The 24049-nt window shown below is 65.8% G+C and carries 17 protein-coding genes; 10 read left to right on the top strand and 7 right to left on the bottom strand.

Features of this window, described 5'->3' with window-relative positions; translation table 11 throughout:
• The first annotated feature begins 438 nt into the window (after positions 1–438).
• Genes GGR39_RS07125 through GGR39_RS07115 form a run of 3 tightly spaced genes read left to right on the top strand, consistent with a single transcriptional unit; the run spans position 439 to position 4534 of the window.
• On the top strand, positions 439–2616 hold the full coding sequence (locus GGR39_RS07125; protein ID WP_183616453.1) for a TonB-dependent siderophore receptor: 2178 nt from the start codon (positions 439–441) through the stop codon (positions 2614–2616).
• Complete coding sequence (locus GGR39_RS07120; RefSeq protein WP_183616452.1) at positions 2616–3194, top strand: hypothetical protein; 579 nt, start codon at positions 2616–2618, stop codon at positions 3192–3194. Before GGR39_RS07125 ends, GGR39_RS07120 begins: the two co-directional genes overlap by 1 nt.
• On the top strand, positions 3191–4534 hold the full coding sequence (locus GGR39_RS07115) for a PepSY-associated TM helix domain-containing protein (RefSeq protein WP_183616451.1): 1344 nt from the start codon (positions 3191–3193) through the stop codon (positions 4532–4534). Before GGR39_RS07120 ends, GGR39_RS07115 begins: the two co-directional genes overlap by 4 nt.
• A gap of 143 nt (positions 4535–4677) precedes the next feature.
• On the opposite strand, the gene GGR39_RS07110 is transcribed toward GGR39_RS07115, so the two are convergent.
• Complete coding sequence (locus GGR39_RS07110) at positions 4678–5646, bottom strand: isoaspartyl peptidase/L-asparaginase family protein (RefSeq protein WP_183616450.1); 969 nt, start codon at positions 5644–5646, stop codon at positions 4678–4680.
• A gap of 370 nt (positions 5647–6016) precedes the next feature.
• On the opposite strand from GGR39_RS07110, the gene GGR39_RS07105 reads away from it, so the two are divergent.
• From GGR39_RS07105 to GGR39_RS07090, 4 genes are all read left to right on the top strand, one after another.
• Entirely contained in the window at positions 6017–7294 is a 1278-nt protein-coding gene (locus GGR39_RS07105; protein WP_425490586.1) for an efflux RND transporter periplasmic adaptor subunit, read from the top strand.
• 68 nt (positions 7295–7362) lie between these two features.
• Positions 7363–10557 carry an efflux RND transporter permease subunit gene (locus GGR39_RS07100; RefSeq protein WP_183616449.1) on the top strand — a complete coding sequence of 1065 codons (3195 nt, stop codon included), beginning with the start codon at positions 7363–7365 and terminating at the stop codon, positions 10555–10557.
• A 14-nt stretch (positions 10558–10571) separates the two neighbouring features.
• Positions 10572–11981 carry an efflux transporter outer membrane subunit gene (locus GGR39_RS07095; RefSeq protein WP_183616448.1) on the top strand — a complete coding sequence of 470 codons (1410 nt, stop codon included), beginning with the start codon at positions 10572–10574 and terminating at the stop codon, positions 11979–11981.
• Between the two features lie 231 nt (positions 11982–12212).
• A complete protein-coding gene (locus tag GGR39_RS07090) occupies positions 12213–13115 on the top strand; it encodes a pirin family protein (protein WP_058737906.1) in 903 nt (300 codons plus the stop codon).
• Here GGR39_RS07090 and GGR39_RS07085 read toward each other — a convergent pair.
• Positions 13110–13568, bottom strand: a complete 459-nt coding sequence (locus GGR39_RS07085; RefSeq protein WP_183616447.1) for a YaiI/YqxD family protein — start codon at positions 13566–13568, stop codon at positions 13110–13112. The two genes, GGR39_RS07090 and GGR39_RS07085, sit on opposite strands and share 6 nt — an antisense overlap.
• 229 nt (positions 13569–13797) lie before the next feature.
• Here GGR39_RS07085 and GGR39_RS07080 point away from each other — a divergent pair, with 229 nt between their 5' ends.
• Entirely contained in the window at positions 13798–14151 is a 354-nt protein-coding gene (locus GGR39_RS07080; protein ID WP_183616446.1) for a DUF6481 family protein, read from the top strand.
• 179 nt (positions 14152–14330) lie between these two features.
• Here GGR39_RS07080 and GGR39_RS07075 read toward each other — a convergent pair whose 3' ends face one another.
• Positions 14331–16859 (bottom strand): ABC transporter permease, encoded by a 2529-nt coding sequence (locus GGR39_RS07075; protein ID WP_221225980.1) that lies wholly within the window; start codon positions 16857–16859, stop codon positions 14331–14333.
• Positions 16856–17554: an ABC transporter ATP-binding protein gene (locus GGR39_RS07070; protein WP_183616445.1), complete on the bottom strand. Its 699-nt coding sequence runs from the start codon at positions 17552–17554 to the stop codon at positions 16856–16858. Before GGR39_RS07070 ends, GGR39_RS07075 begins: the two co-directional genes overlap by 4 nt.
• A gap of 48 nt (positions 17555–17602) precedes the next feature.
• Here GGR39_RS07070 and GGR39_RS07065 point away from each other — a divergent pair, with 48 nt between their 5' ends.
• Positions 17603–18274 (top strand): arylesterase, encoded by a 672-nt coding sequence (locus GGR39_RS07065; RefSeq protein ID WP_246388389.1) that lies wholly within the window; start codon positions 17603–17605, stop codon positions 18272–18274.
• Here the strand turns inward: GGR39_RS07065 and GGR39_RS07060 are convergent.
• The gene (locus GGR39_RS07060; RefSeq protein WP_183616444.1) at positions 18271–18708 is read right to left on the bottom strand and encodes a DUF3597 family protein; all 438 of its coding nucleotides are present in this window, start codon (positions 18706–18708) and stop codon (positions 18271–18273) included. The two genes, GGR39_RS07065 and GGR39_RS07060, sit on opposite strands and share 4 nt — an antisense overlap.
• A 161-nt stretch (positions 18709–18869) precedes the next feature.
• Here GGR39_RS07060 and GGR39_RS07055 point away from each other — a divergent pair, with 161 nt between their 5' ends.
• Positions 18870–19439 (top strand): DUF4142 domain-containing protein, encoded by a 570-nt coding sequence (locus GGR39_RS07055; protein ID WP_183616443.1) that lies wholly within the window; start codon positions 18870–18872, stop codon positions 19437–19439.
• Positions 19440–19554: 115 nt separating this feature from the next.
• Here the strand turns inward: GGR39_RS07055 and GGR39_RS07050 are convergent, their stop codons facing one another.
• Both GGR39_RS07050 and GGR39_RS07045 read right to left on the bottom strand, forming a co-directional pair.
• Positions 19555–21438: an ABC-F family ATP-binding cassette domain-containing protein gene (locus tag GGR39_RS07050; RefSeq protein WP_183616442.1), complete on the bottom strand. Its 1884-nt coding sequence runs from the start codon at positions 21436–21438 to the stop codon at positions 19555–19557.
• A 95-nt stretch (positions 21439–21533) separates the two neighbouring features.
• Positions 21534–23864 carry a TonB-dependent receptor gene (locus GGR39_RS07045; RefSeq protein ID WP_183616441.1) on the bottom strand — a complete coding sequence of 777 codons (2331 nt, stop codon included), beginning with the start codon at positions 23862–23864 and terminating at the stop codon, positions 21534–21536.
• Between the last annotated feature and the right edge of the window lie 185 nt (positions 23865–24049).

The raw sequence follows: 24049 nt of genomic DNA, 5'->3' as shown, positions 1-24049 counted from the left end.
CGCGGACGCCCACCGGCGAGCGTGGGATAACGCCAGAAGGTTTACGGGGCGGACATCGAGCCGGCACCGGGGCGCTCTTTGCTGGAGAGCGCGGGAAAAGCCACCGTGTGCGAACGGCCGATGGCGTGGGAACCTCGGCTCGGCCCTGACGCAGACATGTGGGACCAGCCGTAGGGCTCGCAAGTCGAGCCGGTCCCTTCACGACATACCTGCGCGCGAGCGCTGGGGAACGTGACACGATTTCGTCGCATCTCTCCGCCCACGGCGCCGGCTCGAAACACCGGCGCTGCGTGATCATCGCCTAGCCGGATGCGTAGCCGTATAACCCATATGGTTACTTGTGTCAAATTGTTTCCGTTGTGCCGCCTACAACTCTCTTCTTGTTATTGCGAGTTACTCGCATTATCGAGCGGGCAATCAACGGAGGGAAATACCTGTATGCACCGGCTTCGTCTTACCGCGCTTTGCGGAACCGCGCTGACTGTTCTGGGCGTTGCGTTCCCCGCTCACGCGGAAGAAGAGCAGCCGGCGGACGCCATCATCGTAACCGGTGCGCGGGCCGCCAGCGGCGCGATGACCAAGACCGACACCCCCGCCTTACAGACACCGCAGCCGGTCACCATCGTCACCGATGAACTGTTCACCCAGCAGGGCGCCCTCTCCGTCAGTGATACGCTGCGCTATGTCTCGGGCGTTCAGACCAACCCCTATGGCCGTGACAGCCGGATCGACGGCGTAAAGGTACGCGGCGTCAACGCGCAGCAGTTCCGCGACGGCATGCGCGATGTGTTCAGCTTCTATGCCACGATCCCGGCCGATCCTTACAACTTCTCGGCCGTGCAGCTTGTGCGCGGTCCGGCCTCTGTGCTGTTCGGCCAGGGTTCGATCGGCGGCCTGTTCAACCTTGTCTCCAAGGCGCCGCAGTTCGAGACGGGCGGCGAGGTTTCCGTCCGCTACGGGTCGTTCGATCGCAAGGAAGTGCTGGCCGATCTCACCGGCCCGCTGAGCGACACGCTGGCCGCCCGGATCGCCGCGCGCGTGCGCGATGCCGATACGCAGACCGATTTCGTGAAAGACGATCGGGTGATGATCGCCCCATCGCTCACCTGGCGGCCCTCGGCCCAGACCGACGTCACGCTGCTCGGCCTTTATCAGGAGGACGACGGCGGCTCGACCGCGCAGTTCCTGCCGCTGGTCGGTACGATTCTGCCGAATCCCAACGGCAAGCTGCGCAACGATCTGTTCATCGGCAAGCCCGGCTGGGACCGCTACGACGGCCGCCTGCTGCAAGGAACCGGCATGATCAGCCACCGCTTCAACGATGCGGTGAAGATCAGCCTCAAGGCCCGCTACATCGATAGCGACGTGGATTACCGCACGCACTATCCCAACAGCTACGCCAATCCGCTAAACCCCTATGTGCTGCCGGGACAGGTCGACGCGAATGGCGTCGCGGTGCCTGATCCGGCGATGCGGATCATCGGCAACTACCGGCAGACAAGTCGCGCCCGGATGGAAATTTTCTCCACCGACAACAACCTGCAGTGGAACTTCAACACGGGCAGCCAGATCGAACACGTCTTGCTGGCAGGTGTCGATTTCAGTCGCAGCCGCGTCCGCAAGGTCGATACTTTCGGCGAGGAATATATCGATATCTACAATATCGATTACAACGCATTGCAGGATTTTGGCGGCGGTGTCGGACCTAACCCGTATCTATCAGACGACACTGTTCAAAAGCAGTTGGGTTTTTACCTTCAGGATCAGATCCGTTTCGCCGATCGCGTTTCGGTCGTGCTGGGCGCACGGCGCGACAAGGTGACGACTGACAGCTTCGGGGTACGCGCCTTGAACGAAAGCGCCACCACCTTCCGGGCCGGTATCATCGCCGATGTGGCCAAGGGCGTCTCACCGTTCTTCAGCTTTACCCAAAGCTTTGACCCGATCATCGGAACCACCGTGGATCGCACTGTCTTCAAACCGCAGCGCGGTCGCCAGTTCGAGGCAGGCGTAAAGTTACATCCGACCGATTGGGCAATCCTGACAGTCACCGGCTATCATATCACCCAGACCAACACGCCGGTCGATGTTGTGATCCCTGCCCCGACGGCCAACGATCCCAATGCCTTCACAAGAGGCCAGCGCCAAGTCGGCGAAAGCACCTCCAAGGGCATCGAAGTGGAAGGCAACGCCACCTTCCCCGGCGGCCTGCAGATCGTCGCCAATTTCAGCTACAACGACGCGGCGGTGTCCAAGTCGACCTACGCCTATGAAATCGGCAAGCAGATGGAGAACGTGCCCAAGTACAACGCCTCCCTGTGGGCCTCGCGTCCATTCGATCTGTCGGACGAACTGAGGCTGCTGCTGGGCGGGGGCGCGCGCTATTCCGGAGCGAACAAGTCCTATAGCGAATCCGCTTTCCCCAATGGCCTGCGCACGCCAAGCTACACACTGGTCGATGCGCTGGCGGAGCTGCGTTGGCGCGAACACTGGACCTTCTCGGTCAACGCCACCAACCTGCTGGACAAGCGCTTCTACTCCGCCTGCCTGGCGCGGGGCGATTGCTTCATGGGCGAAGAGCGGCAGGTGTTCGGCACTGTGAGCTACCGCTTCTGATGGCGCTGGGCGGCGTTCTCCTCACCGGATCGCTTGCCGGAATGCTAGGCGTGGGCGTGTTGCGCTATGCCTGGCAGCAGGACCGCCGCTCGCATCCGTTGAACCTAGCGGGCTGGCTGCTGATCCTGACCGGAGCCGTGCTGGGCTGGCAGGCGGCGGGCGCCTGGGGCACCTCGGTCACCGCGCTATGGACGATGGGCGCCGCCTTGGTGCTGCTCGCCTGGGCAGCCTTTCGCTCCCGCCCAGGCAAGATGCGTGCCTCGAACCGCCGCGCTGGCATCATCGCCGAGCGGGGCGAACCGCTGCGCCTGATGGGGCGCGTGCTGACGTTCATCATGGTGGGGCTGATCGCGGGTATTCTGGGGATCGGCATCGCCGTGGCCGGGGCCAGCCTCCTGCTGTTCACCGGCGCGGGAGAAGCCAACGCGTTCTTCCTGGCGCTGACGCTGACCCCACTGGCCTGGGCCGTGCTGGCGTACCTGCTGCTGATGGAGAGCGACCGGCGCGGGCAGTTGCGCTTGCTCGCCTTCGCCAGTCTTCCGCTTTGGCCCTGTCTCGCGCTAGGAGTGCTTTCATGACGGCAGCGCCCGAACCCTCCAGCGTCAAGCGCGCGCTTTCCGCCCACGCGGCGATCGGCCTGCTAACCAGCGCCTTGCTTTATATCGTCTGCCTGACGGGCACGATCAGCGTGTTCTATCCCGAGCTTCAGCGGCTGGAGCAGCGGGACGCGCCCGAGATGCCGGCGATCGCCCCCCAAGCCGTGCAACGCGGCGTGGAGGCGGTGCTGGCAAGCGAAAAGGGCAAGCCCGCCACCACTCACTTGTTCGTCCACATGCCGGGTGATGACCTGCCGCGCGCCACGATCACCACGGACACCGGCGCGGTCCACCTCAACCCGGACGGCACGATCGCCGGGCCGGAAGAGATCGCCTGGTCGGACTTCCTGATCGCGCTGCATTACACGCTCAACCTGCCGTCCGTCATCGGGCTGACAGTGGTGGGCGCGCTGGGGGCGATGCTGCTGGCGTTGTCGCTGACGGGCATCATCGCCCATCCCCGCGTCTTCCGCGACGCCTTCAACTTGCGCGCGCGCGACAGCAACGGCGTCGGCCTGGCGGACTGGCACAACCGCCTCTCGGTCTGGACCCTGCCCTTCTCCACCGCGCTGGCGCTGACGGGCGCGATCATCGGGCTGGGCAGCGTGACCGCGATGGGCCTCGCCGCGCTATTCAAGGACGGAAACGTGGAAGCGGTCTACGCCCCGCTGTTCGGGCCGGAGGGCAAGCCGAACGCGCAGCCCGCCCCGCCCGCCGATGTCGCCGCCGTGATCACCAATTTCACCCGCACCTATCCGCAGGCGGTGCCTACCTACGTCACCATTCATGAGCCGGGCACGCTGGGTCAGGAGGTGGTCGTCTCGGCCCGTCACCCGCATCGGCTGATCTTTGGCGAAAGCTATCGCTACGACGCGCGCGGGCGGCTGCTGGGCATCGCCGGCTTGTCCGATGGCGCGATCGGGCAGCAGGCCGGAGCATCGATCTACGGGCTGCACTTCGGCAATTTCGGCGGCCTGCCGGTGAAGCTGGCCTACCTTGTTCTGGGCGCGGCGCTGACCGGCATCTCCGCGACCGGAGTGTTCATCTGGTTGGGCAAGCGCCGCCGCCGTGGCCATGTGGAGCCACGCCTGCACCGAATGTGGGATGGCGTGGTGTGGGGCAGCCCGTTCATGCTGGGCATGACCTTCGTCGCCCGCAAGGCCCTGGGCAACGGCGCGCCGCTGGTGGCGATCTTCTGGATCGGCCTGGCGATGATCCTGCTGGCTTCGATCCCCTCTGTTGCCGACGTGCGCTTTCGCAAGGCGGTGCAGGCGATGGCGGCTTTCGGCCTTCTCCTGCCGGCGATGCTGATGCTGGGGTGAGGGTCGGGCCGCTTCAGGCGGGAAATGGTTTCACGCTTTCGCGGCAATGACGAACTTCAGGGAAGCCGCTACCGCCCCCATTCCTCCATTCGCATCGAGCGAAGTCGAGACACCGCAGCACCCGAAACCCTCAGACCGCCGCCCTACTCATCCCCATAGATCGCCACCGTCATTTCGCCATCGGCGGCAACGCGCCCGCGATACATGCCGGGGGTGTTGAACGACCAGACCGCCGCGCCATCATGGCCGATCGCGATCAGGCCGCCTTCCCCGCCCAGCGCTTTCGTCTCCGCCTGCACAACGTCCACCGCCACTTGCGCGCTTTCACCCAGGAAGCGGATGCGCGCGCCGATCTCATGGCCGACGCCTTCGCGGATGTAGAACTCGCCCGAGCCGGTGGCCGATACCGCGCAGGACCGATCATCCGCGAACGTGCCCGCCCCGATCACCGGCGAATCGCCGACCCGGCCGGGACGCTTGCCGGTGAGGCCGCCGGTGGAGGTGGCGGCGGCGAGGTGCCCCTGGCTGTCGCGCGCCACTGCGCCCACGGTGCCGAACTTCACGTCGGCATCGAAAACGGCCTTGCCCTGCCCACGCTCGCGCATCTTTTCCAGCTGCCGCCAGCGCTCCGCCGTGTGGAAGTACGTGGGATCGACCTGCTCGACGCCGACTTCCTCGCCGAAGCGATCAGCACCGGGGCCAGCCACCAGAACGTGGGGCGTCTGCTCCATCAGCGCGCGGGCCAAAGTGACGGGGTTGCGCGCGCGGGTGACGCCGGCAACGGCTCCGGCTGCACGCGTGGTGCCGTCCATGATCGCCGCGTCCAGTTCGATCGTCCCGTCCGCCGTGAAGACCGCGCCGTGGCCTGCGTTGAACGCCGGATCATCTTCCAGCACGCGCACTGCGGCCTCCACCGCGTCCAGCGCCGCACCGCCCTGGCGCAGGATCGCCGCGCCCGCCGCCAGGGCCTGCGTCAGCCCCGCACGCGTGGCGGTTTCGAGCGCCGAGTCCAGTTCGCCCCGCCGCATCGCGCCGGCACCGCCGTGGACCTGGAGCACCCAGCCCCCGGAATCGAGGATGCCATCGCGCGCGGTGTTTGTCTGATCTGTCATCAGGCGCTTTTAGCGAAGACCAGCGTAGCCGGTCAAAGCCCGGAAATACGCCACTTGCCAAGGCTGAGCATGAACATGCCGTTCACAGTTGTAACAAAGAACGTGCAAATAGATTACCTTCTGGTACAAAACCGGTTGACGCTGTCGGCGACTGCCTTATATACCAAGCGGTATAGTAATCCTCATGGGAGCGGAACCTCGACACTCAGCTGTTGAGCTTCCGGAAAATAACAACAATCCTTGCGCCCTTACCGGGCGTGCCATCGATCGGCCTTGCAAGGTCGTGCCCTGGGGCGCGGCCTCAGAGGCTTGCCTGCCGCTGCCGCGCCGAAACGGCGGCGGACAGACCTTATTCGCCGGAGCATCGCCAGTGAACTCGCATGTCAAAATTCCGCTGCCCACTGACGAGCGGCATCTTTCGGCGGAGCCCGCCGCAGGCCCGCGCCGAAGCCGCCGCAATACCGCGATCAGCGTGATCGCGGTATTGCTGGTGGCAGGCGTCGGGTGGAAGATGTTGTCCGGACAGCAGGCCGATGCCGCGCCGCCACCGCCCGCCGTCGTCCAGATCGCCGCGCCGCTGGTGCGAGAAGTGACGGAATGGAACGATTTCGTGGGCCGTTTCGCCCCCAGCCGCACGGTAGAGGTTCGCCCGCGCGTATCGGGCGCGGTGACGCAGATCCTGTTCCATGACGGTGATTTCGTGCGGCAGGGCCAGGCCCTGTTCGTGGTCGACCCCCGGCCGTACCGCGCCGCGCTGGCCGAGGCGCAGGCCGATGTCGCCTCCGCCCGCAGCGCCCTGACGCTCGCCCGGTCAGACTATGGCCGCGTCGCCGGGCTGACCGGGGACGAGGCGATGGCCGCCAGCGAGGTGGATCAGCTGCGCGCCAAGGTGCGCGCGGCGGAAGCGGCGCTGGCAGGGGCGCAGGCGCGGCTCAACCGCCGCTCGCTCGACATGGAATTCGCCACCGTGCGCGCGCCGATTTCGGGCCGCGTGTCCGATCGCAAGGTGGACATCGGCAACCTGGTATCGGGCGATGGCGCGGCCACCGCCACTTTGCTGACCACGATCAACGCGGTCGATCCGATCTACTTCAACTTCGATGCCTCCGAAGCGCTCTTCCTCAAGACGCAGCGCCAGCGGCAGGCCGGGCAAGCCGCCGCAGACGTGCAGGTGCGCTTGCAGGACGAGGCGGACTATCGCTGGAACGGCAGGCTCGACTTTACCGACAATGGCCTCGATCCGCGCTCCGGCACGATCCGCATCCGCGCGGTGGTGCCCAATCCCAATGGCTTCCTGACGCCCGGAATGTTCGGCAACATGCGCCTGGCGGAAAGCGGCAAGGTCCGCGCGATGCTGGTGCCCGATCAGGCCGTCCAGTCCGACCAGGCGCGCAAGGTCGTGCTGGTGGTCGGCAAGGACGGCGTGGTTGCCGCCAAGCCGGTGCAGCTGGGCCCCCTCGTCAATGGATTGCGCGTGATTCAGTCCGGCCTTGCGCCTGATGACCGCGTGGTGATCAGCAACTTCGCCGGGGCGGTCGCAGGATCAAAGGTAGATGCCAAGCCCGGCCGGATCGCGCCTACGAAGGCTCCGCCTGATCCGGCGGGAAATCCCAACGCGCCGATGGCGGCGCAGGCGACCTTGAACTGACCTCGCGCTTCTCAGCCCGACCCAGATAAATCCCCGGCGCCCTGGCGCGCCCAGCAGGGACACAGCTCATGCGATTTTCCCGGTTCTTCATCGACCGGCCGATCTTCGCGGGCGTCATCGCGGTGATTATCACCGTGGTGGGCGCGCTCGCCTTTTTCGGCCTGCCGGTTTCTCAATATCCCAACATCGTGCCGCCTACCGTCACGGTGAGCGCACAATATCCCGGCGCCTCCGCCGAAACCGTGGCCGACACCGTCGCCGCGCCGATCGAGCAGGAGATCAACGGCGTCGATGATATGCTCTACATGGACTCGCAGTCCACGGGAGACGGCAAGACCACGATCACGGTGACCTTCAAGATCGGCACGGATCTGGATGCCGCGCAGGTCTTGGTGCAGAACCGTGTCGCCGTCGCCACGCCGCGCCTGCCGCCCGAAGTGCAGCAGCTGGGTGTCGTCACCAACAAGACCTCGCCGGACTTCCTGATGGTGGTGAACCTGCAATCGCCCGATGGCAGCCTGCCGCGCGATTACTTGTCCAACTATGCCCTGACCCAGGTGCGCGACAAGCTGGCGCGCGTGGAAGGCGTGGGCGACGTGCGGCTCTATGGTGCGCGCGACTACGGCATGCGCATCTGGATCGATCCGGGCCGCGCCGCCGCGATGGACTTGACCCCCGGAGAGATCGTGTCCGCCCTTCGCGCGCAGAACGTGCAGGTTTCCGCCGGAGCGCTGGGCGCGCCGCCCTATGACAAGGGCAACGCCTATCAGGTGGGCGTGGAGCTGCAGGGGCGCCTGCAGACGCCTGAACAATTCTCGGACGTGGTGGTCCGCACCGATCCCGATGGCCGCCAAGTCCGCGTGCGCGATGTCGCCCGCGTGGAACTGGGCGCGCAGGACTACAGCACCAACACCTACCTTTCGAACAAGCCCACCGTGGTCATGGCGGTGATGCAGCGGCCCGGCTCCAACGCGCTGGCCGCGGCGGAGGCCGTGCGCGGGCAGATGGATACGCTGGCCAAGTCCTTCCCCAAGGGCATGGAATATTCGGTGATCTACAACCCCACCGAGTTCATCGGCCAGTCGATCGACGCGGTGTATCACACCTTGTTCGAGGCGGTGGTGCTGGTCGTCATCGTCATCCTGGTATTCCTGCAGAACTGGCGCGCCGCGATCATTCCGATCGTCGCCATTCCGGTCTCGCTGATCGGCACCGCGGTGATGCTGGCGGCGCTGGGCTATTCGCTCAACAACCTGTCGCTGTTTGGGCTGGTGCTGGCGATCGGCATCGTCGTCGACGACGCGATCGTCGTGGTCGAGAACGTGGAACGCTATATCGAGGACGGCATGCGCCCGATCGATGCGGCACGGCGCTCCATGGACGAGGTGTCCGGCGCGCTGGTGGCGATCGTGCTTGTGCTGTGCGCGGTGTTCGTGCCGACTCTGTTCATCAGCGGCATCTCGGGCGCGTTCTATCAGCAGTTCGCGGTGACGATCTCTACCGCCACCGTGATCTCGCTGCTGATCTCGCTGACGCTGTCCCCCGCCCTCGCCGCGATCCTGCTCAAGCATCGTGAGCGCGTGCCGACGACCGCACCGCGCTGGAAGCAGTGGGTGCAGACCGCCGGGGACAAGTTCAACCACGGGTTCGAACGCATGAGCGAGCGCTATGCCGGGCTGACCCACCGCCTGGTGCAGGCCCCGCTGCGGATGATGGCGACGTATGCCGCGCTGATCCTGGCAACGCTGGGCCTGTTCTGGACCACGCCTTCCGGCTTCGTGCCGCAGCAGGACCAGGGCTACTTCATGGCCGCCGCATTCCTGCCGCCGGGCTCCTCGCTCGCCCGCACCGACGAGGTGGCGCGCGAAATGGCCGCCCGCATCCTGCCGATCAAGGGCATTCGCGGCGCGGTGATGTTCGCCGGGCTCCACGGGCCTTCGCGCACCGCTTCCCCCGATTCCGCCGCGATCTACTTCCCGTTTGAAAGCTTCGAGGACCGGGCCAAGGTCGGCGCGACGTACGCCAAGATCATGGAACAGGCGCAAGCCGCGATGAAGGGCTACGACAAGGCGCAGATCGTTCTTCTGCCGCCGCCCACCATCAACGGCATCGTCCCGGCCGGCGGCTATCGCATGATCGTGCAGGACCGTGAGGGCCGTGGCTACGCCGAGTTGCAGAAGGCCATCGCCCCGCTGCTGAAGGAGGCCAATCAGGCGCCCGAGCTGAAACAGGTCTACAGCTTGTTCAACACGGCGACCCCGCGCGTCTTTGCCGATGTCGATCGTGCCAAGGCGGACATGCTGGGCGTGCCGGTGCAGCGCGTGTTCGAGGCGTTGCAGGTCTATCTCGGCTCCGCGTTCGTGAACGATTTCAACCTGCTGGGCCGCACCTATCGCGTCACCGCGCAGGCGGACTCGGCCTATCGCGGATCGACGGCGGACATCGCCAACCTGAAGACCCGCTCCGTCACCGGCGCGATGGTGCCGCTGGGCTCCGTGGCGACCTTTGAGGACAAGACAGGCCCCTACCGCGTGGTGCGTTACAACCTGCAGCGCGCGATCGAGGTGGACGGCGGCGTCGCCCCCGGCCATTCGACCGGACAGGCGCTGACCACGATGGAGCGCATCGCCGACGCCAACCTGCCTGCCGGCTATGGCCATGAGTGGACCGGCATCGCCTATCAGCAGAGCACGGCGGGCAATACCGCGGGCATCGTGTTCGGCATGGCGGTGTTCTTCGTCTTCCTGGTGCTGGCCGCCCAGTACGAAAGCCTGACCTTGCCTCTGGCCATCGTGCTGATCGTGCCGATGTGCCTGTTCGCGGCGATGCTGGGCGTGCAGATCCGGGGGCTGGACAACAACATCCTGACCCAGATCGGCCTCGTCGTGCTGATCGCGCTGGCGGCCAAGAACGCGATCCTGGTGGTCGAGTTCGCCAAGCAGGCGGAGGAGGAGGGCATGTCCACCATCGATGCCGCCGTCCACGCCGCCCGCACGCGCCTGCGTCCGATCCTGATGACCAGCTTCGCCTTCATCCTGGGCGTGGTGCCGCTGGTGATTGCCGAAGGGGCCGGTGCGGAACTGCGCCAGGCGCTGGGCACGGCGGTGTTCTTCGGCATGGTCGGCGTGACCGGGTTCGGGCTGATCTTCACTCCCACCTTCTACGTCGTGTGCCGCAATCTGGCCGAGCGGCTGCGGCGCAAGGCACGCCCCGCGCCCAAAACCGCACACGGCCATGACGCCGCCGCGTTGCCGGCTGAGTGACAGGAGATATGAGCATGTTGAAGCAATCCCTTGCGGCATTGCTGACCGCCACGGCGCTCTCCGCCTGCGCGGTCGGGCCGGACTTCGTCGCCCCTGCGACGCCGCCCAGCGCCGCCACGCCGTTCATCGGCAGCGCATCTCCGGTGGTGTCGACCGCCGAGCCCGACGGCAACTGGTGGCGGCTCTATGACGATCCGGTGCTGGACGGCCTGGTCCGCGATGCCCTGGCCGCCAACACCGACGTACGCGTGGCGGTGGCGCGGATCGAGCGGGCCCGCGCGCAGCTGCGCGGTTCACGCAACCTGGCTCTGCCGCAGACCGGGGTTCAGGGTTCGGTCCGGCAGAACCGCTCCTCCGCGATGCAGGTGCTGCCTGGCATGGATCGGGAGAACCGCGTCGTCGATGGTGAGTTCAACATCTCCTACGAGCTGGACTTGTTCGGCCGGGTGAAGCGCGGCGTCGAGGCGTCCCGCGCCGATCTCTCCGCCGCGCAGGAAGACGCCGACGCGGTGCGGGTGACGGTGGTGGCCGATACCGTGCGCGCCTATGTCGACGCCGCCAGCGCCGCGCAACAGATCGCCGTGGCGCAAAGCACGGTCGACCTGCTCACTCGATCGAAGCGCATCACCAATGCGCGGTTCGAACGCGGCCTCAATCAGCGCCTGGACGTGATCCGCGTGACGCAATTGCGCGAGCAGCAGGCGGCCATGATCCCGGCGCTGCAGGCCGCGCGCGACGGCGCGCTGTTCCGCCTGGCGACCCTGACCGGGCGCTCCCCGCAGGACCTGCCGGAGGCGGCGCGTGTCCGACGTGATACGCCCGATGTCGGCCGGCCGATCCCGGTCGGCGATGGGCGCACCCTGCTGGCGCGCCGTCCCGATGTGAAGGCGGCGGAGCGACGGCTGGCGGCAGACACCGCGCGCATCGGCGTCGCCACGGCAGACCTCTACCCGCGGATTTCACTAGGCGGGGCCATCGGCACCACGGCGATCGGCGGCGGAGATATTCTGGGCGGCGGACCGTTGCGCTGGCTGCTGGGACCGCTGATCTCCTGGGCCTTTCCTAACCAGGAAGGTATCCGCGCCCGGATGGGGGCCGCGCGCGCCGATACCGAAGCCGATCTCGCCACGTTCGACGGCGCCGTGCTGCGGGCGCTGGAGGAAACCGAGACGGCCCTGTCAAACTATCGCAACGCCCTGCTGCGCAAGGAGCGCCTCGCCTCGGCCCGCAGCGCTGCCGAGCGTGCGGCCAATGTCGGCCTGGCCCGCCAACGACGGGGGCAGATCGATGCCCTCGACGTACTGGATGCGCAACGCACCCTCGCCCAGTCCGAGGCGGAGTACGCCGCCGCCACCCGCGACGTGGCGTTCGCGCAAGTCGATCTCTTCCGCGCGCTGGGTGGGTCGTGGACGGGCACGACTTGAACCGGCCACAAGCCTTCCCCCGTAGTCTAGCTCCCTCCCCTCCCGTTCGTGTCGAGCGAAGTCTAGACACGTCAGCGCGAGACCAGCGTATCTCGACTTCGCTCGATACGAACGGAAAAGGCGCGGGACTACTCAACAATCTCGAACAGTTGCGTCCACTTTAATCCACTGAACACGGCCCCCGCGATCGGTTAGACCCTCATCAACGACACACGGACGAGGAGACGACCCATGACCATCCGATCGAGCGACGCCGAAAGCGTGGACCTGGTGATCCTGCCCCCGGTGCGCGATCTGGGAGACGGCTTCACCGTGCGCCGCGCGCTGCCTTCGGCACAGCGGCGGATGGTGGGTCCCTTCATCTTCTTCGACCAGATGGGGCCGACCGCGTTCCACGGCGGCGAGGGGCTGGACGTGCGCCCTCACCCCCACATCGGTCTCTCCACGCTGACCTATCTCCTCGAAGGCGAGATCGAGCATCGCGACAGCCTGGGCTCGCTCCAGACGATCCGACCCGGCGCGGTGAACCTGATGACGGCAGGATCGGGCATCGTCCATTCCGAGCGGAGCCCCGCCTCGGCGCGCAGCACCGGCGGCCCGCTGTTCGGGCTCCAGACCTGGATCGCGCTCCCCGCCGCCGACCAGGAGATCGACCCGGCGTTCGATCACTATGCCGCAGACCAGATTCCCACGACCGAAGCCGAAGGCGTGCGCCTGTCCCTGGTGGTGGGCCAGGCGGACGGGCTGCGATCGCCGGTGAAGACCTATTCCGACACGCTCTACGCCGACCTGTTGCTGGCAGACGGTGCGCGCTACCAGCTCAAGGCTGAGCATGTGGAGCGGGCGATCTATGTCGTTTCCGGCGCGGTGGAGATCGTCGGCCAGGAGGGCCGGTTCGAAACTGGCGAGTTCGTGGTGTTCAAGCCCGGTGCTGAAATCGTCCTGCGCGGCACGGGCGATACGCGGCTGATGCTGGTGGGTGGCGAGCCGTTCCCGGAAGCGCGGCAGATCTTCTGGAACTTCGTCTCAACCTCGGCCGAGCGGATCGATCAGGCCAAGCGTGACTGGCGTGAAGGCCGCTTCGCGCGGGTGCCGGGGGACGACGAATTCATTCCCCTGCCCGAGAATTCATGATCCGGCTTCCCGCTTCCGTTTCCCCACCACCAGGTCCAGCGTGGAGAGGAAGCGGGAGCGATCGCTGGCGCTGAAAGGCGGCGGGCCGCCCACCACGTCACCCCCGGCGCGCAAGTCCGCCATGATCGCCCGTACCGCGATGGCGCCGCCGATCGAGGACGTGGTGAACGGCTTGCCATTGGGCGCCACCACGTCCGCGCCCAGTTTCAGGCAGCGATCAGCCAGCAGAATGTCGGCGGTGATGACGATGGTGCCGGGGCCTGCCTGCTCCACGATCCAGTCATCCGCCGCATCGAAGGCGTCGCTCACCACCTTGCGTGAGATCAGCGGATCGCGCGGCGTGCGGATCGGGCTGTTGCTGACCACCACCACCGGCACCTTGTACCGCGTGGCGACGCGATAGGTCTCTTCCTTGACGGGACAGGCATCGGCATCGATCAGAATCTGTAACATCGCGCCTTCATAAACAAAGGATGGCGCGATGACGAACCATGTCATAGTTCCGCAAGCGGCTTGGCCTTGCAACGAAATGTGCTACAGGCGCGTTCGCTGACCATGATGGCATCGGTCCTGAGCCGATTTGCGGCTCGTATTTCGCTGCCATCGTAAATGCTGGTGCTAGGTCAGGCCTTGCGGCTTCGCTGCACCAACCATAGCAATTCAAGGAACTGAGTAACAATTGATGGCAGGATACAAGGAGCCGGCGTTTCAAGACCGCGTGAAAGCCGCCGCGGAAGCAAAGGCGAAGGCACTGGCCAAATTGAAGGCGAAGCCGCCGGTGGACCCCGCAGTTCTGGCTGAGCGTGCTGCCCGCGCCGAAGCAAAGGAGCGTGCTCAGGCTGAAAAGCGCGCCGCAATCAAGGCCGAGAAGGAAGCCAAGGCGCTGGCTGAGGCAGAAGCCGCCGAATTGGCGCGCTTGGAAGAAGAGGAGGCGCGTCTTGCCGCCGAGGCCGCGAAGCCCAAGCCCAAGACTGCTGAAGAACTCAAGGCCGCGCGCGATGCTCGCTACGCGGCGCGGAAGGCTCGTCGCAAGTAAGCTCTTGCACGTGGGGGGAGGCTGTCAGGTTTCTACGACTCTCCCCCTCCTGCTTTTGCTACCCCGTTCGTATTGAGCGAAGTCGCGATACGCCAGCGCTGTGCTCGCGTGTCCCGACTTCGCTCGACACGAACGGAGGTGGCATCAGCCCGTTCGCGTCCGATACCGGCCCCGCCCTTTCACAATCGCCGTAGGGCCGGGGCCACCCGCACTGCCAGCAGCGGTAGCGATCCGATCAGCCCGATCCCCAGCGTCAACACCGCGCCGGCGCCCAGCGTCGCCAGTACCACGCCCCAATCGGGGGCCCAGCGAAACGCGAACACCTCCACGATCACGTACCACGCCGCCAGCGTGCCGAGGCCCAGCGCCAGCAGGCACAGCGTCGCGGCGAGCAAGCCGTACTCCAGCGCCTGCGCCGCCAGGATCTGCCATCGCGTCGCCCCCAGCGTCTTCAGGATCACGCTGTCATAGCTGCGCGCCTGCCGAGAGGCGGCGATCGCGCCCACCAGCACCGCGATGCCCGCCAGGATCGCCACCGAGGCCGAAAGCAGGATTGCTGTCGCCATCTGGTCCAGAATCTTGCGCACTTGCCCCAGCACTTCGCTGACCGCGATGACTGAGGCGGACGGAAACGCTTTCAGCAGCGCGCGCGATACCGGACCTTCGTGGCGTGCATCCATGTCGATGGTCGATGTCAGGCTGTGGGGGGCCGCGCGCAGAGTGTTGGGTGAGAAGACCATGACGTAGTTGAAGCCCATCGTCTCCCAGTTCACCTGCCGTAGCGACGCGATGCGCGCCACGATCTCACGCCCCAGCACGCTCACCGTCAGCGTATCGCCCACCCCGATGCCCAGCGTGCGCGCGGCCTCCCGGTCGAGCGAAACCAGCGGCGGCCCGGCATAGTCGGCCGGCCACCATGCTCCGTCCACCAGCTCGCTGCCTTCGGGCAGATCCTGCGAATATGTCACCCCCCGCTCACCCCGCAGGAACCAGGCCTTGTCCGGAATCTGGGGCAAATCGGCCACCCGCTGCGCTCCGTAGGCGGTGATCGTGCCGCGCAGCGAGGGCACGATGTTCAGCTTGGCTTCCGGTGCTTGCCGCTGCACCACCGAGACGAAGCGGGCGCGCTCTTCGGAAGGAATATCCAGCACGAACTGCTTAGGCGCGCGTTGCGGCACGGCGCGGGTGATCTCGCTATTCAGGCTGGTCTGGATCGCCGCGAGCGTGACGAACAGCGTCAGCGCCAGACCCAACGCGATGACCAGCGCCACGGTCTGCGCGCCCGGCCTGTGCAGATTGGCGAGGGCAAGGCGCAGCAGCGGACGGCGCGGCCGCGGCAGTCGAGAAGAAGCCCAGCGGATCGCGCTGCCGATACCCAGCAGGATCAGCAGCACCGCACCGACCGATCCCAGCACGGCGGCGGCAAAGACCGGCTCGCGCGCCGTCAGCAGGGCCAGCGCCACCACGGCCGTGCCCGCTGCCGCGACCTGCAGCACGGTACGCCGATCGATCCTGCCGCGCGTCTCAACCCCACCACGAAACTGCGCCGCCGCCGGTTGCCGCCGCGCGCGGGCGAGCGGGGGCAAGGCAAAGGCCAAGGCGATCAGCAGGCCGTAAGCGGCGCTGCTCACCAGCGGGATCGGGAAGAAGCCGACGCCCGGTGCTACCGGCAGGACATCGCGCACCAGCCACACCAACGCGATCGGCAGAAGCGCACCGGCGACCAGCCCTGCGATCACCGCCAGCCCGGCAACCGCGCCGATCTCCAGCAGATAGATGCGGGCGATATCCGCAGACGTCGCGCCCAGGATCTTGAACGTGGCGATGCTGCCGCGCCGCATTCCCAGATACGAGGCTACGCCGTTGCTCACCCCGATACCGGCGATCACCAGGGCGGCAAGGCCGATCAGCGATAGGAATTGGCCCATCCGCTCGAAGAAGCGCACCGCCCCCGGCGCGGCATGGTCGCGGTCCTTGTACTCCCATCCGGACGAGGGATATTTCGCCTTCAGTCGCTCCACTATCGCCACGGGATCGACGCCCGGCGAAAGACGAATGCGGTACTTTGCCTTGTACAGCGCGCCGGGCTGCAACAAGCCGGTGCGCTTGAAGCCGTCCAACGAGACGATGGCGACGGGCCCCAGCGTGAAGCCCTCGCCCACGCGATCCGGTTCATCGGCGATCAACCCGGCCACGCGGAACGAGGCATCGCCGTAGATCATCCCATCGCCGGGCTTCAGCAGCAGGCGATCGGCCAAGGCGCGATCGATGATCACCGCGTCGGCCGCCAGCGGGCGATAGCGGCCATCGGCCAGCTTCATCTGCCCATACAGCGGAAACGCCTGGTCGACGCCTTTAAGCTCGGTCAGCACCGAGCCGGGCGCGCCCTCGGCCAGGCCGACGCGCTGGGCCATCGCGCGAGTGCGGATGGTGTCGCTCACGCGGCCCATCGCGGCAAACTGCGCGTGTTCTGCGGGCGAGGCCTGCCGCTGCGTCATGCCGATCTCGACATCGCCGCCCAGCAGCACGCGTCCGCGCGTGGCCAGTTCGGAGGTGATCGCGCTCGTCAGGCTGCCGATGGTGGCCAGCGTCGCCACGCCCAGGAAAAGGCAGGCCAGCAGCAAGCGCAGGCCGCGCAAACCCCCGTCCAGATCGCGCCGCGCGATCCGCCAGCTCTCGCGCCAGCTAAGCGTTGTAAACCCGCTCAAGCGCGGGTGTCCGATGCGATGCGGCCATCGGCCATGGTCAGCACGCGTTTGCAGCGCCGGGCCAGTTCAGGGTCATGGGTGATAATGATCAGCGTCGCCCCGGCATCCCGCTGGCGCTGGAACAGAAGTTCTACGATCGCGTCGCTAGTCTTGCCATCGAGATTGCCCGTGGGCTCGTCGGCGAACAGGATGCGCGGCTGCGGGGCTACGGCGCGGGCGATGGCCACACGCTGCTGCTCTCCGCCGGAAAGCTGCACCGGATAGTGCGTCAGCCGATGACCCAGGCCCACCGCCACCAGCTCGGCCTCGGCGCGCGCGAAGGCGTCTCCCTCCCCCGCCAGTTCCAGCGGCACCGCTACGTTTTCCAGCGCCGTCATCGTGGGCAGCAGATGGAACGCCTGCAACACGATGCCGATCCGGCCACGGCGGGCGCGGGCCAGGCCATCCTCGTCCAGCGTGGCGAAGGCGACGCCGCCCACGCTGACGTCCCCGCCGCTCGCTTGCTCCAGCCCGGCCAGGATCGCCATCAGCGAAGACTTGCCCGAACCCGACGGCCCCAGGATGGCGACGCTCTCTCCCTGGGCGATCTCCAGGTCGATACCCCGCAAAATCGGCGTCGGCGCATCGCGGCTGCCGAGTGTCAGGGTGACATTGCGCGTGCGAATAGCGATATCCGCAACCGGATCAAACGACATGGACGGAGAATTTCCTTGCTCAACAGGCTGGCCCCATATGCGGGCGCATTGTTGCTACTCCAAGGCCTGACGGCCTGCTCGCGTGAGAATGATGCGGCGCAGCAGCCCTCGCAAGGTTCCAGCAACGATATGGGGGCTGCTCAGGCTCCGATTGCAGACGGCAAACTGATCCTGGCCTTCGGAGACAGTCTTTACGCGGGCTATGGCGTGGAACCGAGACAGAGCTTCCCCGCGATGCTGGAGCAATTGCTGCGGAAGGACGGTCTTGCCGTGACGGTGCAGAACGCCGGCGTTTCGGGCGATACCACCGCCGCAGCGTTGCGTCGGCTGGCCTTCACCCTGGACGGCCTGCCACGCAAGCCCGATCTCGCGATGGTCAACCTGGGTGGGAACGACATGCTGCGCGGCATCGATCCCACTGAAACCCGCAAGAACCTGATCGCCATCTGCGAGGATTTGCACAAACGCGGTATTCCGATCATGCTGACCGGAATGGTCGCCGCGCCCAACATGGGCAAGGACTACGCCGCGCGCTTCAACCCGATCTATGGCGATCTGGCCGAGCGCTACGACGCGGTCCTCTATCCCTTCTTCCTCGACGGCGTGATCACGCGGCCCGAGCTTATGCAGGCCGACAGCGTGCATCCCAAGCCGCAGGGCATCGCCCTGATCACCAGCAAGGTCGAGCCGCTGGTGGCCAAGGCGCTGAACCGCCCTTAATTCCGCAAGCTGTCCGGCACGATACCGCCGTTTTCGGCCAGCTTGTCCATCACCGCGCGGTGGAGGGCGATATTCTGCTCGGCGCTGCCATGATCGCCGGCGTGGACGTTCAGCTCTTCCGCCAGCTCCTTGCGGGCGGACAGGCTGGAATCGAGGTCCAGCAGCTTGAGCAGATCGACGATGGAGGTCTTGTAGTTGCCGCCGTGGTCCGGCTTCATCTCCGCCATCGCTTGCAACACGGCACCGACATCGACCGATTGGGCCGGCTGGGAAGACAACGGCGCGTTCGTTTGTGCCGGCGGCGGCGTGGCGGGCGCTGGCTGGGCGGGGGCGGTGGCTTGGGGCACAGGAGCAGGCGCCGGAGCGGCCGGGGCAGGCTTGGCCTCTCCCCCGCGATGGAAGATCTTGTTCAGGATATTGCCGAATACGCTCATGAAGAAGCTCCTGCTGAGGCTTTCAAAACCGACTTGTGCCGGGCTGACCTTTGAAAGCTTAACGCATGAGGGCGTGAAAGGTCCGGGGGAACGGGACGGTCTCTCAGGTCGTTAGGTCACCAACGCATAGGCCTGCTACCCCAAATCGCCTGGAGACCATCATGAAGCACACGACCCTGATCGCCGTATCCGTCGCCGCTCTGGCGCTGGCGGGGTGCAAGAAAGAGGCGCCTGCCGGTGATGCCATGGCAACCAGCGCCGCAACCGATAGCACGATCCCCGGCGTTACCCCTGCCGCCGAAGTCCAGCGCAGCCCCAGCCAGGTCTTTGCCGATACCGCCGCCGCCAGCGACGCGTTTGAAATCGCCACATCCCAGCTCGCCGCCGACAAGGCCAGCTCCGCCAAGGTCAAGACCTTCGCACAGCAGATGATCAAGGCGCACACCGAGTCCAGCAAGAAGCTGGAGTCCGCCGCCGCATCCGCCACGCCCAAGATCGTACCCGATGCGGCAATGACCGCTCAGCAGCAGCAAGTCTTGAGCGATCTGCAAGGCAAGTCCGGCGCGGAGTTCGACAAGGCCTATGCCGCGGCGCAAGTCAATGCGCATCAGAGCACGCTGAATGCGTTGAAGGCTTACGCAACCGGCGGTGATGTGGCGGGCCTGAAGAGCTTCGCCACCGAAATGATCCCGGCGGTAACGGCGCACTTTAACATGGCGAAGGGGCTGTAACGCCCCTCGCCTAAAGCCCGCCTCCCGTTCGGGTCGAGCGAAGTCGAGATACGCGGGCCCAGCCCAGCGCGTCTCGACTTCGCTCGACCCGAACGGAGGGGGTGGCGATCGAAGCCTAGGCGAACGCCTCCAGACGTTCGCTGAGGGCAAGCCAATCAGCTTCCGCTTTTGCCAGGTCGACCAGCGCCTGCTCGCGCTGCTTGGCCAGCTGGCCGGTTGTCAGCCCCGCCAGGTTGTGGGGCGGGCGCTTGGGCGTGACCATGGCATCCTCGATCTCGGCGACACGGGACTGGACGCGCGCAATCGCTGTTTCGGCGCGAGCGAACTGCTTCTCCAGCTCCTTTTGCTCCTTCCAGTTGGCGCTGACCGCCTTCTGATCGATGGGAGCGGGCTTTTCCGCTGACTTCCCCTTGCCCTTCCCGTCCGCCTTGGGCTGATTGCGGCCCAACACGAAGTCCATGTAATCGGTCATGCTGCCGGCATATTCGCGGGCTTCACCGCCATCGACCAGCACCAGCCGATCCGCCGTCAGCTCCACCATATGGCGATCGTGGCTGATCAGGATCACCGCGCCTTCATAAGCGTTGAGGGCCTGGACCAGTGCCTCGCGCGCGTCTACGTCCAAGTGGTTGGTCGGCTCGTCCAAGATCAGCAAGTGCGGCGCATCGCGCGTTACCAGCGCCAACGCCAGCCGCGCGCGCTCTCCGCCCGAGAGCTTGGAAACCGGCGTCAGCGCGCGTTCCCCCGAGAAGCCGAAGCGGCCCAGCTGACCCCGGATCTGCGCAGTCGGCTTGCCGTCCATCGCGCGGGTCATGTGCACCAGCGGCGTATCGCTGCCGGCCAGTTCCTCCACCTGGTACTGCGTGAAATAGCCGATGGCGAGCTTGCCCGAGATGTTCATCTCGCCTTCCATCGGCTTCAACTGCTGAGCGAATAGGCGGGCCAGCGTGGTCTTGCCATTGCCGTTGCGCCCTAGCAGCGCGATGCGATCGTCGGGATCGATCCGCAGGCCCAGGCGGCGCAGGATCGGCTTTTCCTCGACGTAGCCCACGGCCGCATTGTCCAGCGTGATCAACGGCGGACGCAGTTCCTTAGGGCTCGGGAAGTCGAACGTCAGCGACGGATCTTCCATCATCGCGACGACGGGCTGCATCTTCGCCAGCATCTTGGCACGGGACTGCGCCTGCTTGGCGGTAGAGGCCCGCGCGCTGTTGCGGTTCACGTAGTCCTGCAACTTGGCGCGTTGCGCATCCTGAGACGCCTTCGCCGCCGCCAGTTGCGCCGCACGCTCGGCCCGCTGCCGCTCGAAGCTATCGTAACCGCCAGGATAGAGCGTTACCTTGCCGCCCTGGAGGTGCAGGATGTTGTCGACCACGTTGTTCAGCAGATCACGCTCGTGGCTGATCACGATCAGGGTGCCGGGGTAGGCGCGCAGGAAGTTTTCCAGCCACAGCGTCGCTTCCAGGTCCAAGTGGTTGGAAGGCTCGTCAAGCAGCAGCAGGTCCGGTTGCGAGAACAGCAGGCTGGCCAGCGCAACGCGCATCTTCCACCCGCCCGAAAAACTGTCCATCGGCTCGGCCTGCATCGCCTCGTCAAAGCCCAGGCCGATGAGGATGCGCGCGGCACGCGCGGGCGCGCTGTAGGCGTCGATCGCCAGCAGCCGCTCATGCACGTCGCCCAGGCGATCGGGATCGACGCAGGTTTCGGATTCTTCCAGCAGCGCGGTGCGCTCCACATCGGCGGCCAGCACCGTCTCGAACGGCGTCAGCGTGCCGCTGGGGGCCTCCTGCGCGATATAGCCCAGCCGCGCGCGCTTGGGCATCTCGATCGCGCCATCGTCCGGCTCCAGCTGGCCTATCATGACCTTCATCAGCGTGGACTTGCCCGCGCCGTTGCGGCCGATCAGCCCGACCCGCGCGCCGGTGGGGATCGCAGCGGTCGCCTGGTCAAGAATAGTGCGCCCGCCAAGGCGCACGGTGATGCTCGAGATATTCAACATGGCCGCGCCCTTAGCAGCGAAGGCCGATAGAATCGAGCCGTGAGGATCGAGCCGTGACGAGAGGCCACGGCTCGATCTTTCATGTCAGGCCCGGCTCAGCGGATCTTGCCGCTCAGCGAGACGCCGATGATACGCGGTTCGTTATAGACCGCCGCCATGTAGTTCTCGATCACGCCCTTCAGGTTCTTCTCGTTCGTGATGTTGCGCACAAAACCCGCGATCTCGAAGTCACCGGTATCGTAACCGACCTTCAAGCCGCCCTCGAAGTTGCCCTTCGAGTAGAACTCGTCCGTGCGATAGAGCACGAAGTTGGTGTAGCCCTGCACGTTCCAGTCGGTAGCGATGAAGAACTTGCCACGCTCGCCGACCGGCAGGTCATAGCGGGCGGTGGCGTTCAGCATCCACTTGGGCGCGTTAGGCAGCGGGTTGCCGTCGATCTGGGCGAAGTAGGTCCGGGTGGGCGAACCCACGGCACCGCGCGTGAAGACCGGATCGTTGACCGTACATACCAGCACGCCGTTCAGGCTGCACGCCTGCGCGAACACGCGCTTATCCTTGATCTCGGTGTGCAGCAGGCTGCCACCTAGCGTGAAGGACAGGTTCTGCACCGGACGATACTCAAGGTCCGCTTCCAGTCCGTAGGCATCGGCCTTGTCGGCATTGAAGAGCACGCCGTTGCCGTTCGAATCGTTGCCGTTCAGCTGGATGTTCTTCAGGCGCCAGGCAAAGGCGCTGGCATTGAAGCGCAGCGTGTTGCCGATCTGGCTCTTGAAGCCGACTTCACCCGAAGTGATCGTTTCGGAATTGGCGGTGGTGAAGTCCGAGTTGAACACCGCCGAGCGCCCTTGGATCGTGGGTCCTCGGAAGCCACGCGCCACGCGTGCATAGAGCGAGAAGTCGGGGCTGACGCGATAGAGCGCGCTGACATCCCAGCTTGGCTTCTTGCCCTTCAGTTCCACGAAGCGGCGGCCGCCGTAAGTCACCACGCCTGCGGCGGTGTCAGCCGTCTTCAGCAGTCGCGTCTTCTTGTCATCCTCGGTGTAGCGCGCACCTGCGGTCAGCGTCAGCTTCTCGGTCAGGTCGTAGCTTGCCTGGCCGAACAGCGCCCAGGAGGTGTTGACGTTGCGCAGGCGCACCCAGTTGTTGGGATTGCGGGCCGCCGTGGTCAGAAAATAGCCGCGCTGGTAGAAATCGGTCGTGTCGCGGCTGTCGAAATAGAAGCCGCCCAGCTGCCACTTGAACGCGGTCTGCCCGCTGCTGGCTAGGCGCAGTTCCTGCGACCATTGATCGAGATCGCGGATCTGGCCCTGCGACTGACCAAAGCCGTTGGGCACGCCGTTGACCGGGAAGTTCGCCGCCGCGCCACCATCGGTATCGCCACGGCTATAGCCCTTGGTGGTCTCGTACGCGGTGATCGACGTCAGCGCCGCGCCGCCGAAATCCCAGGTGACGTGGGCCGATGCGCCCTTGGTCTTGTAAGCCTGCGGGTTGTTCTGCGCCTCGTCGTAAGCAACCGAATTGCGCGGGCCAACCGGGTCGTTCGAGCCCCGGATCAAGGCCCCGCGATGGAACAGCGTCGAGGTGCCCTCGTAGTCGCGGTAGTGGCCGGAAAGCAGGACGGAGAAGCGCTCGGTCGGCGTGAACAGCAGCTGCAGGCGGGCGTTGCGATCGTCGAACCCACCCATCGCGTTCTTGCGCGGCGTGATCGTGCCGTCGGCGCTGACGCCGTTGAAAGTGTTGTCCACATAATCGTCGCGGTGCTGCACCAGGGCGGAGAAGCGGATCGCCAGCTTGTCGGCGATGATCGGGCCGCCGATCCCGGCATCCAGGTTGACGCTCTTGTAGCTGCCTACGCTGAGCGAGGCCTGACCGTTCAGCTCCTGCGTGGGGCGCACGGTGTCGAACTTGACGATGCCGGCGGTGGTGTTGCGGCCGAACAGCGAACCTTGCGGGCCCCGCAGCACTTCGACTTGCGCCACGTCATAGACCGGATTCGACTTCAGGACGACATGCTCCAGCACGACATCGTCCTGGATGATCGAGACCGGCTGCGATGCGCCAAGGTAGAAGTCCACATTGCCCAGGCCGCGAATGTAGAAGCGCGGGAAGATGCGGCCGGTGGTCGATTCGATGTAAAGCCCGGGAACGCGGCCCGAGAGCGAAAGCAGCGTATCATCGCCACCCGCAGTGAAGGTGCGCACATCATCGCCGCGTAGCACGCCGACCGAGACGGGCACGTCCGTCAGGCGTTCTTGGCGGCGCTGAGCGGTGACGATGATGTCCCCGGCGACATCGCTTCCTTTCGCCGCAGTGGCCGCAGTGCCGGCATCGGCGGCGGCGGTCTGTGCCATGGCGATGCCTGGCAGGATACTTGCGCCCAGGCTGAGCGCGCCGAGGATCGCACGGCGCGCAGTGATCGATGTCATTCTTGGCTTCCCTTATTCCACCTGTTTGAAGCGCTGGCGAGACATCGCCGGTCATTCCGGTCGAAGCCCGCAAAAGCGTCTGTGCGCGCCGTTAGGCCGCGCCGGTGGGGGAAATATGACAAAACTTTGGCATGTTGCTGATTGATGGCGAAGTGATGCTGTGGTGCAACAATGGTGAAGCCCAA

Origin of the sequence: Novosphingobium fluoreni (assembly GCF_014196615.1) — a bacterium.
Lineage (GTDB): Bacteria > Pseudomonadota > Alphaproteobacteria > Sphingomonadales > Sphingomonadaceae > Novosphingobium > Novosphingobium fluoreni.
The sequence above is the reverse complement of the archived record's forward strand: the minus strand, read 5'-3'. Positions and strand labels throughout refer to the sequence as shown.